Annotated in this window: 13 protein-coding genes; 8 read left to right on the forward strand and 5 right to left on the reverse strand. The window is 51.9% G+C overall.

The window, feature by feature from the left end:
- Window positions 1-46 precede the first annotated feature (46 nt).
- The 3 genes from ABV298_RS07530 to ABV298_RS07540 are packed head-to-tail and all read right to left on the reverse strand — an operon-like array spanning window position 47 to window position 3,173.
- On the reverse strand, window positions 47-1,273 hold the full coding sequence (locus tag ABV298_RS07530; RefSeq protein WP_353721537.1) for an alanine dehydrogenase: 1,227 nt from the start codon (window positions 1,271-1,273) through the stop codon (window positions 47-49).
- A 48-nt stretch (window positions 1,274-1,321) separates the two neighbouring features.
- Window positions 1,322-1,753: a tRNA (adenosine(37)-N6)-threonylcarbamoyltransferase complex ATPase subunit type 1 TsaE gene (gene tsaE, locus ABV298_RS07535; protein ID WP_353721538.1), complete on the reverse strand. Its 432-nt coding sequence runs from the start codon at window positions 1,751-1,753 to the stop codon at window positions 1,322-1,324.
- A gap of 1 nt (window position 1,754) precedes the next feature.
- Window positions 1,755-3,173, reverse strand: a complete 1,419-nt coding sequence (locus ABV298_RS07540) for a Gfo/Idh/MocA family oxidoreductase (RefSeq protein ID WP_353721539.1) — start codon at window positions 3,171-3,173, stop codon at window positions 1,755-1,757.
- A gap of 115 nt (window positions 3,174-3,288) precedes the next feature.
- On the opposite strand from ABV298_RS07540, the gene ABV298_RS07545 reads away from it, so the two are divergent.
- The 5 genes from ABV298_RS07545 to ABV298_RS07565 all read left to right on the forward strand — a co-directional run bounded on the left by ABV298_RS07545 (window position 3,289) and on the right by ABV298_RS07565 (window position 9,614).
- The gene (locus ABV298_RS07545) at window positions 3,289-5,223 is read left to right on the forward strand and encodes a heparinase II/III family protein (protein ID WP_353721540.1); all 1,935 of its coding nucleotides are present in this window, start codon (window positions 3,289-3,291) and stop codon (window positions 5,221-5,223) included.
- 8 nt (window positions 5,224-5,231) lie between these two features.
- On the forward strand, window positions 5,232-5,675 hold the full coding sequence (locus ABV298_RS07550) for a hypothetical protein (RefSeq protein WP_353721541.1): 444 nt from the start codon (window positions 5,232-5,234) through the stop codon (window positions 5,673-5,675).
- Window positions 5,557-6,168, forward strand: coding sequence for a TIM barrel protein (locus ABV298_RS07555; protein WP_353721542.1), 612 nt, complete (start codon window positions 5,557-5,559; stop codon window positions 6,166-6,168). Before ABV298_RS07550 ends, ABV298_RS07555 begins: the two co-directional genes overlap by 119 nt.
- A 16-nt stretch (window positions 6,169-6,184) precedes the next feature.
- The gene (locus ABV298_RS07560) at window positions 6,185-8,281 is read left to right on the forward strand and encodes a PQQ-binding-like beta-propeller repeat protein (RefSeq protein WP_353721543.1); all 2,097 of its coding nucleotides are present in this window, start codon (window positions 6,185-6,187) and stop codon (window positions 8,279-8,281) included.
- Window positions 8,282-8,579: 298 nt separating this feature from the next.
- Window positions 8,580-9,614 carry a Gfo/Idh/MocA family oxidoreductase gene (locus ABV298_RS07565; RefSeq protein ID WP_353721544.1) on the forward strand — a complete coding sequence of 345 codons (1,035 nt, stop codon included), beginning with the start codon at window positions 8,580-8,582 and terminating at the stop codon, window positions 9,612-9,614.
- A gap of 78 nt (window positions 9,615-9,692) precedes the next feature.
- Here the strand turns inward: ABV298_RS07565 and ABV298_RS07570 are convergent, their stop codons facing one another.
- Complete coding sequence (locus tag ABV298_RS07570) at window positions 9,693-10,058, reverse strand: hypothetical protein (protein ID WP_353721545.1); 366 nt, start codon at window positions 10,056-10,058, stop codon at window positions 9,693-9,695.
- A gap of 455 nt (window positions 10,059-10,513) precedes the next feature.
- Between ABV298_RS07570 and ABV298_RS07575 the strand changes: the two genes are divergently transcribed.
- Both ABV298_RS07575 and ABV298_RS07580 read left to right on the forward strand, forming a co-directional pair.
- Complete coding sequence (locus tag ABV298_RS07575; RefSeq protein ID WP_353721546.1) at window positions 10,514-11,062, forward strand: sigma-70 family RNA polymerase sigma factor; 549 nt, start codon at window positions 10,514-10,516, stop codon at window positions 11,060-11,062.
- Window positions 11,063-11,073: 11 nt separating this feature from the next.
- The gene (locus ABV298_RS07580; RefSeq protein WP_353721547.1) at window positions 11,074-11,454 is read left to right on the forward strand and encodes a hypothetical protein; all 381 of its coding nucleotides are present in this window, start codon (window positions 11,074-11,076) and stop codon (window positions 11,452-11,454) included.
- 223 nt (window positions 11,455-11,677) lie between these two features.
- Here ABV298_RS07580 and ABV298_RS07585 read toward each other — a convergent pair whose 3' ends face one another.
- On the reverse strand, window positions 11,678-11,815 hold the full coding sequence (locus ABV298_RS07585) for a hypothetical protein (protein ID WP_353721548.1): 138 nt from the start codon (window positions 11,813-11,815) through the stop codon (window positions 11,678-11,680).
- 55 nt (window positions 11,816-11,870) lie between these two features.
- Here ABV298_RS07585 and ABV298_RS07590 point away from each other — a divergent pair, with 55 nt between their 5' ends.
- Entirely contained in the window at window positions 11,871-12,275 is a 405-nt protein-coding gene (locus ABV298_RS07590) for an Hsp20/alpha crystallin family protein (protein ID WP_353721549.1), read from the forward strand.
- The last annotated feature ends 53 nt before the right edge of the window (window positions 12,276-12,328 follow it).

Consider the following 12,328-nt stretch of genomic DNA (forward strand, 5'->3'; position numbering starts at 1 on the left):
CATATTTAAACTATCCATAACAAGATACAGATCAGCTTACAGCCCTCTACATTCTCGCCGCCAAAAGCAACGTCAGGTCCTTATAACGCATATTGAAGCTTCTGGCGATGTGCGAATTGGTGAGCGTTCCCTTGTGGCAGTACACCCCCTTCATAAACCACCGGTTGGCGTAAATCATTTCCTCGATGCCCCCGATCGTGCCGGTTTGAAGCAAAAACGGCAAAAATACATTGCTAAGCGCCGTGCTTGCCGTATGGGCCACGCGCGAAGGAATATTAGGTACGCAATAATGGATCACTTCATTGTATTTGAACGTCGGGTTCTTGTGCGTCGTCATCCGCGAGGTCTCGAACGACCCGCCCTGATCGATACTGACATCGATGATCACCGAACCCGGCTTCATTTCCGATACCATCTCACGCGTCACGACCATCGGGCTCAGCCCATTCTCCGCACGCATCGTGCCTATTACCACATCGGCCCTGCCGATAGCCTCCGCCAACGTCTCCGATTCGATAATGGAAGTGTATAAATTCTGCCCGATCGCATATTTCAACCTTTGCAGCCGGTAAATATGCTTGTCGAACACCTTCACATCCGCACCCAGGCTCAGTGCCGCCCGCGTGGCGTATTCGGCCACCGTACCTGCGCCTAGGATCACGATCTTGGTCGGCGGTACGCCCGTAATGCCGCCCAGTATAATGCCGCGGCCGCCATTCGGTGTCGAGAGATATTCGGCCGCGATAAGCAGCACCGTGCTACCGGCGATCTCGCCCATGGCACGGATAATCGGCTTGCCGCCTACTTTGTCTTCGATCAGCTCGTAGCCGATCCCGGTTATTTTCAGCTCGTTGAGCTTTTCGAAATAATGCTTTTCAAGCGCGGGAAGGTTCAATGCGGAAATCAGGGTGGTGCCTGCTTTCACAAACCCGAACTCTTCCTCCACCAGCGGCTCCACTTTCAGGATCACATTGGCCTGGTATACCTCCTCCGGGCTGTGAACGATCTTCGCACCCGCCTCGCTGTATTCGTGATCCGACAAATTGGCACCTTTCCCGGCGTCTTTTTCCACCCACACTTCATGTCCGTTCCTGACCAGGATCGCCACCGCGTCGGGTGTGAGCGCAATCCGGTTTTCCTGCAACGAAACTTCCCGCGGCAGCCCTATATGCAGCGAATTCTGATCCTTGCGGACCGCCAGGAGCGATTCCTGAGGGTACAGCACCGACTGCTTGGCGAGCTCTTCAAAACCGGTAATCTGAGGTTGTGCCATTGACTAGCAAAATGAGTGTGAAACTGTAACTGACTAAATGATGACCTCTTATACCCTGGTGACTTTCAATATTCTCGTGCCACTTTCATCCGCTTCCAGATGCAGCTGCATATAATTCAGCGGCCAAAGGTTCCCGATTTTGCCCGGCCACTCGACAAAGCAGAAATCCCCCGAATCAAAATACTCTTCCACGCCTATGTCCAGGGCTTCCGTTTCGTCCTTAATCCTGTAAAAATCAAAGTGATAGATTGTTTTGCCTCCCGCATCGTATTCGTTCACCAACGAAAACGTGGGGCTTTGCACGTGGCCAGTGACCCCGAGACGGCTGCATAATGCTTTGATAAGCGTGGTTTTCCCGGCCCCCATTTGACCTTCAAAAAGCCAGACAGGCGTTTCCCCACCCAGCCTCAGGAGTGTTTCGGAAACATTTCCAAGCTCGTCGAGTTCCTTAAAACGAATAATCGCAGGCTGTCCAATCATGTTACAAAAATACACAATTTGGAAAAACGGTTGACAATTTTGTGCCCTCTGCCGGGTTGTTTGGAGAAATAAAAAACCGGCGAAGGTTTGCCCCTTCCCCGGCTTCGGTATAACGTTCCGCCTTCCTTGCTGTCACACTTTCCACTCCCTGCGCATTGCCCGCCCCAGCAGTTTGTTCGCCTTTTTTATCCCCCTCAAACTTCTCCCGCACCGGGTCCCATTTGAGCGAACGCTGCAAGCCGTACGCGATGTTCCCGATATTACAGACCGACGCCGTACGGTGGCCTGTCTCCACATCGCAAATAGGTGCCTTACGGGCTCTGATGGCATTCAGGAAGTCTTTGTAATGATTGGTGCTCACGTAAACACCCGCGTCGCCCGGGTTAAAAACCTTTTCTTTCAAAGACTCGGGAGTCGTTCGCAGTTCACCGCGCGCAACGAACACCTCGCCGTCGGTACCCACGAAATGGCAATGCTGCTTGCCCTGCACCGGTCTGTGAACGACTTCCACACCGCTGGCATATTTGTAAACAAGACCTTTTCCAGCTTCGGAATAAATCAGTTCGACAGGCCCGCCGGAATCCATATTCAATCCCCATTGCGCGATATCGAACATATGCGCACCCCAGTCGGTCATGCCCCCTCCGCCGAACTCGGCATAGTCGCGCCATTTTGGCCAGAATGTGGCATCCATTGCCGGGGCGAGCTCGTTATTGTAAGGTCGTTCTATTTTATTGGGCCCCATCCACAGGTCCCAATCGAGTCCTTCCGGTTTGGTTTCGGCGGGCAGATCCCATGCTTTCGGCGGGCCGCCTACATTGACATAAACTTTCCTGATGGTCCCGATCGCCCCGCTTCTTACCAGCTGCACCGCTTTGGTAAACTCCGGCGCAGAGCGTTGCATGCTGCCGGTTTGAAAAACGCGGTTATATTTCCGCGTGGCTTCCACCATCGCACGGCCTTCCCTTACTGTCAATGAAAGAGGTTTCTCACAATAAATATCCTTCCCCGACTCCGCCGCTCGTACCGACATGGCGGCATGCCAATGATCCGGTGCCGCGATCACGACGGCGTCGATATCCTTGCGGTCCAACATTTCCCGGAAATCCCTGATACCGGTAGCCGCATTGTACGAGCCTTGCGCGAGTTTCTCGGAATACCATTTGTTAGCTGCATTCACAAAAGTGTCCTGTTTTACGGCATACACGTCCGAGGCCGCGACAATGCGCGTTTCCTGCGTGTCCAGAAAGCGGTTACGCAACCCGCCGCTCTGACGCCCGCAACCGATAAAACCCAGTGCGACCATGTCACTTGGCGCGCGGTAACCTCTTCCAAGCACATGCCGCGGTACGATCATAAAGGAGGAAATGACGGCACCCGCTCTCAGGAAGTCACGCCGGTTCAAACGATCGGTATTCATATTTTTATTAAAAATTAACCTGATTGAATTTAAATTAAAGGCCGAAGTCAGTGATTCTACTGGATATCGGAGTCTTATATTGAAACCGCATTCAACTTCCTAAACCACAGCCTTTATGATCAGATTACTACTGGCGATAGCCCTTGCATTTTCCTTGCCCGCCGTGGCACAAGTCACCCAGCGCAACATTCTGGCGCAGAAGTACAGCCGCATCGCATTCGATGAGGTGCTTATTCCGCTCGATAAATGGGCACCCTATCCCAGGACACCCGAAGAGTGGCGTGCCAAAGCCGACCCCGCCGAACTTGCCGGAATCGTCAAGGCCGGAGAAGAAGCATTGGAAAAGCCGATTCCCATGGTCACGGCCAGCCTACTACTCGATTTTGTCAGGAGTGGCGACCGCGAAAGACATGCCGCGGCATCCTTTGGCCGCCGCAACCAGCTGATGAGCCTCGTGCTGGCGGAGGCCGTCGAAGGTAAAGAGCGGTTCCTCGAAGCCATTCTGAACTCGGTTTGGGCGATTTGCGAGGAAACTTACTGGGGCGTGCCGGCGCATTTGAACGTGCAGAAGGCAAAGAATGGATTGCCCGATGTAGAAGACCCGACCGTCGACCTGTTCGCAGCCGAGACAGCCTCCGTACTGGCGCTTACCGACTATTTCCTCGGCGGAAAACTGGACAAATTGTCGCCGCTGATCCGTCCGCGTATTTATTTCGAAACCAACAAAAAGATATTCGAACCGCTGAAACAGGCCAAACGCTACGGCTGGCTGAGCACCACCAGTCCGGTCAACAACTGGAACCCTTGGATCATATCTAACCTCCTCATCACCAACCTCCTGCTGGAAAAAGACGCCCGCAAACGCAGTGAGAACGCCTACCAGTACATGGTGTTTCTCGACAGGTATTTCAACAGCCTGGGCGACGACGGCGGCTGCGACGAAGGCCCCAGCTACTGGTTTGCAGCGGGTGCCAGCGCCTATGACGCCCTGGCGATCCTCGAAAACGCCACCCAGGGTAAGATCAACATTTACGACGACCCGCTGATCCGTAAAATGGCCGCCTACATTTATAAAGTGCACATTGCGAACGATTATTTCGTCAACTTCGCCGATGCCGATCCCAAACTGAAACCGGACGGTTTAATGCTCTATCGCTTCGGAAAGGCCGTTAACGACCCCCAGCTCACCGCTTTCGGCGAATGGGCGTACGGGCAATTCGGGGCGGTAACCGGCGGAAACGGTTACCAACGCCCGCGAAAGGTCTGGAATCTGATGACGACCTCGGAATTGAAGCAGGATAAGGCCAAAAGTTACAAACCGGTGGCGCAATCCTGGTTGTCGGATATCGAAGTACTCACGGCGCGTTCCGAAAACGGTATTTACCTCGCTACCCACGCCGGGCACAACGCCGAAAGCCACAACCATAATGACGTAGGCGATTTCATCGTGTATGCCGACGGTGAGCCCGTGATCGTCGATGCCGGACGCGGCAACTATACCGCGCGAACATTCTCTTCCAAAAGGTATGAACTCTGGTTTACCCGTTCGGAATACCACAATTTGCCTGTTATTAACGGCCTGGGGCAACCGGCGGGCAAGCAGTTCAATGCGCGGAACGTAAAAAGCAACGCCTCGGACAAAGAAGTTTCGCTGACAATGGACATCGCCCCAGCCTATCCGGCGGAAGCCGGTGTCCAAACCTGGAACAGGACCGTAAAACTGGACCGCATTCGAAATGCGGTTGAAATAGCCGACAATTATGCATTGAAACAAAGACCGGATTCTTTGCAGCAAATATTCATGACCGTCTGCCAGGTCGACACCGGCACACCGGGTAAAATCATATTGACAACCCCCGGTAAAAAAACCGTTTCGCTCGCTTATGATGCGAAGAGCTGGACCGTATCTACCGAACTGCCATCGACCGAAGGCATGGAATACAGCAGTTTCAAAACCAAATGGGAGGGCAATCCGGTGACCCGCATCGTACTTACCAGCAAGACCTTAAAGCAAAAGGGTAAACATAGTTTTGTCATCACCAAATCCTGAACAACCTCATGAACCGAAGAGATTTTCTCGTCCATAGCGCGCTCGCCGGAAGCATTATCCCTTCGCTGGCGAAAGGAACCTTTGCACAGCCGGCAGCCGACGATCTGAAAGTGAATATATTTTCCAAACACCTGCAATTCCTGAACTACACCGATATGGCAGAGGTGGCGAAGGAACTTGGCTTCGATGGCATCGATCTAACCGTGCGACCGAAAGGCCACGTTTTACCCGAAAAGGTAGAAACCGACCTGCCGCTGGCCGTAGAAGCGATGAAAAAGGTGGGATTGGCCCCGCAAATGTTCTGTACGGCCGTGGAGGATGCCGGCAATCCTGTTGATAAAAAAAGTACTCGAAACAGCCGCCAGGCTGGGTTTCAAGTATTACCGCATGAACTGGTACCGCTACGAGGAGCAAAAGAGCATCCCCGAACAACTGGGCGGATTCGGCAATAAAATGGCGGATTTGAGCAAACTTAACGAGAAACTGGGCATTTACGGCTGCTACCAGAATCATTCCGGCAGAATGGTCGGCGCGTCGATGTTCGAGATATGGCAAATCCTGCAAAAGGCAAACCATAAAACCATGGGCGCACAATACGACATCCGGCACGCAACCGTCGAAGGAGGGCTTTCGTGGCAAACCGGTTTCAATCTGATCCGCCCGCATATTAAAACCATCGTTATCAAGGATTTTTATTGGGAGAAAAATAGCAGCGGCAAATGGGCCGTCAAAAGCGTGCCGCTGGGAGAAGGGATGGTGGATTTCAAAACCTATTTCAAACTCCTGAAAGACCTGAAAGTAGATGTGCCGGTCTGCCTCCACCTCGAATACCCGCTGGGCGGGGCGGATCAGGGAGCGTATCAGATTACGGTGGACAAAAAAGTGGTTTTCGATGCGATGAAGCGTGATTTGCAGAAATTAAAAGAACTCTGGGCAGCCGCTTAGCAATCAGCCGCATTCCATGAAACTGATGCCTGTTCTCTTGTCGGCCTCATTCGCAGCGCTGTGCGGTTTCGCGATCAGCTTGCACTCTACGGATCAAAACTGGCCAGAATACAACGGCGACGGCGCGCGGAGCCATTACTCGGCATTGAACCAGATTACGAAGGACAATGTGGGGCAGCTCCGGGTCGCCTGGACATACGCGTCGGGTGGCGCCGACACGGTACGCAACCGCACGCAAATGCAATGCAACCCTATCGTGATCGACGGTATTTTGTACGGTGTCTCGGCCGGTACGCAGGCATTTGCATTGAATGCGGCGAACGGCGGGGAGATCTGGAAAACCACCATCTCCGACAATGGCGGCACTACGAGCCGTGGCGTTACCTACTGGTCGGACGGCAAAGAGAAACGCATTTTCTGGGGTGCCGGCAAATGGATTTATGCACTGAATGCGGTAGACGGCTCTCTGATAACCACTTTTGGCGAAAACGGCCGCATCGACCTCAAAAGGGGGATCGACCGGCCAGGCGCGGATGATTACGTGACGTCGAACACACCCAACACCGTTTACAAAGACCTGCTGATCACCGGTGCGCGCGTCAACGAATCGGAAACCGCGTTGCTCGGGGACGTGCGCGCATACGACGTGCGTACGGGCAAGCTCGTGTGGACGTTCCGGACAATTCCCGCCGCGGGTGAATTCGGCTCTGAAACCTGGCCGGCGAATGCTCGACGGCATTTTGGCGGGGCCAATGCGTGGGCGGGGATGGCCGTCGACCGGGGTCGGGGCATTGTTTACATTCCCACCGGCTCGGCCGCTTATGATTTCTATGGCGGCAACCGGCCCGGCAATAACTTGTTTGCCAACTGCCTCATCGCCCTCGACGCCGCCACCGGCAAGCGCCTTTGGCATTACCAGCTCGTACACCACGATATCTGGGACCGCGACCCTCCGTGCCCGCCAAACCTCGTAACCGTAACACATCAGGGCAAGCGTATCGACGCGGTGGTACAGGTAACCAAGCAAGGTTATGTGTTTGTGCTGGACCGCGTTACCGGAAAACCATTGTTCCCCGTCAGGGAAACTTCATTCGATTTCCCCGCCGTCGAAGGCGAAAAAGTGACCCCTACGCAACCTGTTCCAACATTGCCTATTCCATTTACCCGACAGGCATTCACCGCGAAGAACTTCAACTCGTTTGTGGCCGACCGCGATTCCCTCGTTCAGCTGCTGGCGAACGCCCGGACCGGCAGCGCCTACATTCCCATCACTTCCAAAATGACCATATTCTACCCCGGTACCGACGGCGGCGCACAATGGGGCGGGGCGGCGACCGATCGGGCTGGAATAATGTATGTTCCGGCCAAGGAAATCCCGGTTTATACGTCATTGATCAAAAAGGAAAGCTCCGGCAATACCGGCAGCATAACCGGCGCCCAGCTGTATCAACTGAACTGCGCCGCCTGCCACGGAACCGACAAAACAGGCAATCACGATGGTTCTTACCCATCACTCGCCAACCTCGAAAAACGCCTGAAACCGGCGCAGATCGAGGCAATTCTGAAAAACGGCCGCGGTATGATGCCGTCGTTCACGCATATATCCGAAGCCGAGCGAAAAACGATCATCTCCTATCTCACCAATCAGGAAAGCGAGGGAAGCATTACTACCATTTCCAAAACGCGGGTCCCCTACCAGCATACGGGTTACAACCGCTGGTACGACCGGAATGGCTACCCGATAAGTCAGCCGCCCTGGGGTACGCTCACGGCTATTGACCTCAACACCGGCAGAAGAAAATGGCAGGTCCCGTTAGGTGAATACAAGGAGCTGACGGCCAAAGGCATTCCGCCGACCGGCACCGACAACTACGGTGGCCCGCTCGTAACCGCCAGCGGGCTGATATTCATCGCCGGAAGCCGCGACGAGCAATTCAGGGCATTTGACAAGGAAACGGGTAAAATATTGTGGCAAACTGCGCTGCCGGCCGCCGGATATGCTTCGGCCAGCACCTATTCGGTGAATGGCAGGCAGTATGTTGTCATAGCCTGTGGCGGCGGGAAATTAAATACGAAATCCGGGGATAAGTATCTGGCGTTTGCGTTACCTTGATGAAAATGCCCCTGGGCATGTAACGACAATGTATTGCTTGCGGGCCGTTGTTACATCCCTGACGGGATTTTCCGGATATCGGGTTTTTGATATTGCTACCAATATTACATCGTTACGCGATTATATCGGAGGGATTATCTTAATTTTCTTTTCTTCCGTTGTCATGGCGAAACGTACCGATGCCAGTCAAACATAATGTCAACGAGTTAAATCCCGTATCAATCCTTAACATCCTGCATCGGTTCCTTGCTCAGTTTTAGGGGAAGGTTACCTTTGTGACAAAGCAAAATCCAAAACTATGCCTTCAAAAATTCTTAATGTCGGTTTAATCGGTTTCGGTTTATCCGGACGATATTTCCATGCTCCATTCCTGAGCACCAATCCGAATTTCAAAATCAAAACGGTGGTCGAAAGGACCAAAAACGAAGCCCAGGAATTCGACCCTTCGATCGGCAACGCACGGTCGGTGGAAGAATTGCTGAGCGACGAAGCCATTGACCTGGTCTTCATATGCACGCCCAACGACACGCACTTCCAGTACGCGATGGATGCACTCGAAAACGGCAAGCACGTCGTGATCGAAAAACCATTTTCCGCTACCGAAGAGGAGGCCCGCCAACTGGTAAAGGTCGCCAAGGAAAAGGGCCTCGTGCTGACGGCCTATCAAAACCGCCGGTGGGATTCCGACTTTCTGACCATTCAAAAATTGCTTTCCGAAGGCCAAATCGGGGATATTATCGAATACGAATGCCGCTATGACCGTTACCGCGAGGCTGTCGCCGGCTCCTGGAAAGAGCGGGCGGTACCCGTGGGCGGCAACGTCTACAACCTCGGGCCGCATTTGATCGACCAGGCTTTGGTGCTGTTCGGGGAGCCCGAAACCGTAACCGCCGATATCCGCATCGTTCGTCCCAACAGCGAGATCGACGACTATTTTGATATCCGTCTGAGCTATCCCGATAAATCGGTGATCGTTAAATCGAGCCTGATGGTTTATGAAAATAAATTGCGGTACGTGCTGCACGGAACGAAGGGCTCGTTCATTAAAGGTGGCCTCGATCCCCAGGAAGAGACATTGCGCAAGAATGTGTTACCTTCCGAAAAGCCGTGGGGTATGGAACCGGAGGACCGCTGGGGCAAATTGTACAGCGATGCATTCACCGGTGTCGTCAAAAGTGAAGCCGGCAACTATATGCCGTTCTACCAGAATGTTTATGACGCCATCGTCCACGGCGCCGAGCTCGCGGTAAAGCCGGAAGAAGTTTTGCACACCTGCCGCGTCATCGACCTTGCATTCAGGAGCAGTAAAGAAAAGAAAGTACTGGCCTATTAACGAGCATTATAACAAACAAAGGCAGCCCGGAATGGACTGCCTTTTTTGTGCCTCATCGGCACCACCGTGTGGCTAGAATTATTTGACAACCGCCGTTACCTGACGTTTTGTTTCGGTAGAGATCGCGAACGGCTTCGTAGAGATTTCGTTACCGTTGTTGATTACGAAGCTGTAATTTCCGTCAGCGAGGTTCGACAAGTCGAAGATTTTGGTGTAGCTTTCAGATTTTGGAATCGACGTGCTGTAAACGATCGCTCCCGTGTAATCTTTGATAACCAGTGAAGATCTTTCCTTCACGTTTTCGAGGGACAGTTTGAATTTCAATTCAGCACCGGAAACAAGCTCGATAGAAGCGCTGTTTTCCTTCACTTTATCGGCTGCGATTGAAATGTTTGCAGTTGATACTCCCACCAGAACTGCGATTGCCAAGATAGTCTTTTTCATTTTATTCTTAATGTTTAATGTCTGAATCAATGTTACCAATTTGTACTTTTCAAGCATTCTGCCTGAGTAAGTTCACCAAGCAGGTTTTCGTTTCCGATTTCTGCTCTTTGGACATTACAAAGGTACCCAACATTGTGATTGAAAGTCAATAAGCGCGATTTCAGCACGTAAAAGTTCTTTTTTGAATGATGTACAAATATTGAAATAATCCTATGATTATAGGAAAAATACAGAAACTCGTTTGAAATTTGCCAGTTCTATTGGAAAAGTACAAATTGCACCCTATTGTACTATTTTTATATATTTGAATAGTATACTTAGTTGGTCGGTTTTGCCCGAAGGCGAATTCCTCGGACTTCGTGTCCGTTCGTGTCTTCGTGGAAAAAAAATGAACATTATTAAAGTATTTCCCAAAGTCAGCCGTCTGCCTATCCGTAAATAGTTTAAAAGTCCGTTTGTCGCAGAAAAAGCCAAATATCATCCAAACAGTCGCATCCTATGGCAAGCAGCTACTCGGATTTATCCGGCAGCGTGTGAATACCGACGAGGATGCGGAAGATATTTTGCAGGACGTCTGGTATCAGCTCAGCACAGTTCCGGAGATCGAGGCGATCGAGCAAATGAGCAGCTGGCTTTACCGCGTTGCCCGTAACCGGATCATCGATAAGTACCGGAAACAAAAACCTGAATCGCTGGAAGATTACGGCTATGAAGATGAAGACGGCGAGTTTTATTTCAAGGATATTCTGCTCGCCGACGACAATACACCGGAGTCGGCCTATCTGAAAGACCTGTTCTGGGAGCAACTGAACCTGGCCCTGGACGAACTTCCAGAGAATCAACGGCAGGTATTCATCTGGAACGAACTGGAAGACCAGACCTTCCAGGAAATCGCCGATCGCACCGGAGAAAATATCAAAACCCTGATTTCCCGCAAACGTTACGCCGTGCGCCACCTTCGCGAGCGCCTGGAAAGCGTGTACCGGGAGTTTGTAAATTACTAAATTTGTCGACCATGATGAATCCGCAAAACAGATATAGAAGACTTCGGTTCGCGCTGCCGGTTTTTATCCTGATCGCCGCCCTCGCTATGGGCGCGATTGTGCAATGGCTCTGGAATGCTATCCTGCCTGCCGCGGTCAATTTCAATCCCATCGGCTATTGGCAGGCGGTAGGTTTATTTGTTTTGTGTAAAATACTTTTCGGAGGTTTTCGGGGGCCCGGCGGCCACCGCGATCACCACAAATGGCGCAGGTTTAACCGGCGGTTCGGGCGCGAGGCCCGTGAGGAAGCCATGGCCTGGAAAAGAAAATGGATGAATATGACCGAAGAAGAGCGTATCAGGTTTCGTCAGGAAATGTGGAACCGGCGCAGAAGACCGCCTGAAAATAGTTGAGCATCCCTGACCCGGCCCCTGAGCCGGGTTTTATTTTTCCCGCCTTTTTAAAGTAATTTCTTACTCCGCCCGTCTGCATAGGTGTGCATGCATTTATGTACGAACATTCATCAACCCAAACAGCCGAACCATGTTCATATCGATTTTAAAATTGGTCACAGCAGCGATACTCGGAAGCATTTTCCTTTTCGCCATTCCGTTCCTCCTATTTAAGGCGATCTTTTTACTCATCCTTTTCGGAGTAATTTTCAGGCTCGTCGCCGGCAGAAGGCGCTACCGCAGATGGCGCCGTTATCAGGCCGTTTTTTATGAACATGGCGATTTTGTCCAACGGGAATATCTGGCCGACCCTTTCGGCCATGCACCGCAAAAAAGTTTAATACCATTCTTTTTTCATCAAACAAACCAGAAACACCATGTGTGACAACAGATTCGATCGTCGCGGCTTTGGAATGCGCCACGACTATTACAGCAGACATTTCGGGCCGCAACGTGAATTCCGCGTGCCGGTCAACATTGTCAGAAATGACGACAGTTACGAAATGCTCGTCTTCGCGCCTGACCGTGAAAAGGACGATTTCAAAATCAATGTTCAGGGCCTCGAACTGACTATTTCATACGAATTGAAAGACAACCTGACAGAAAAACGGAACTGGATAAGGCAGGAATTCGGCAAGAGCTCATTCCGCCGGACATTCATGATCGACAACACCGTCGATACCGAAAACATCCGTGCCGAATACCAAAACGGTATCCTCAAACTTACGCTGCCTGTCGTGCCGGGTATGGAAAGGCCGTCTCAGGAAATCAGCGTTCATTAACAACTCCCGCTTCATCAACTAAGAAAGCCCCGGCAAAATCCGCAGGGGCTTTT

The sequence above is a fragment of the Dyadobacter sp. 676 genome, assembly GCF_040448675.1.
Taxonomy (GTDB): domain Bacteria; phylum Bacteroidota; class Bacteroidia; order Cytophagales; family Spirosomataceae; genus Dyadobacter.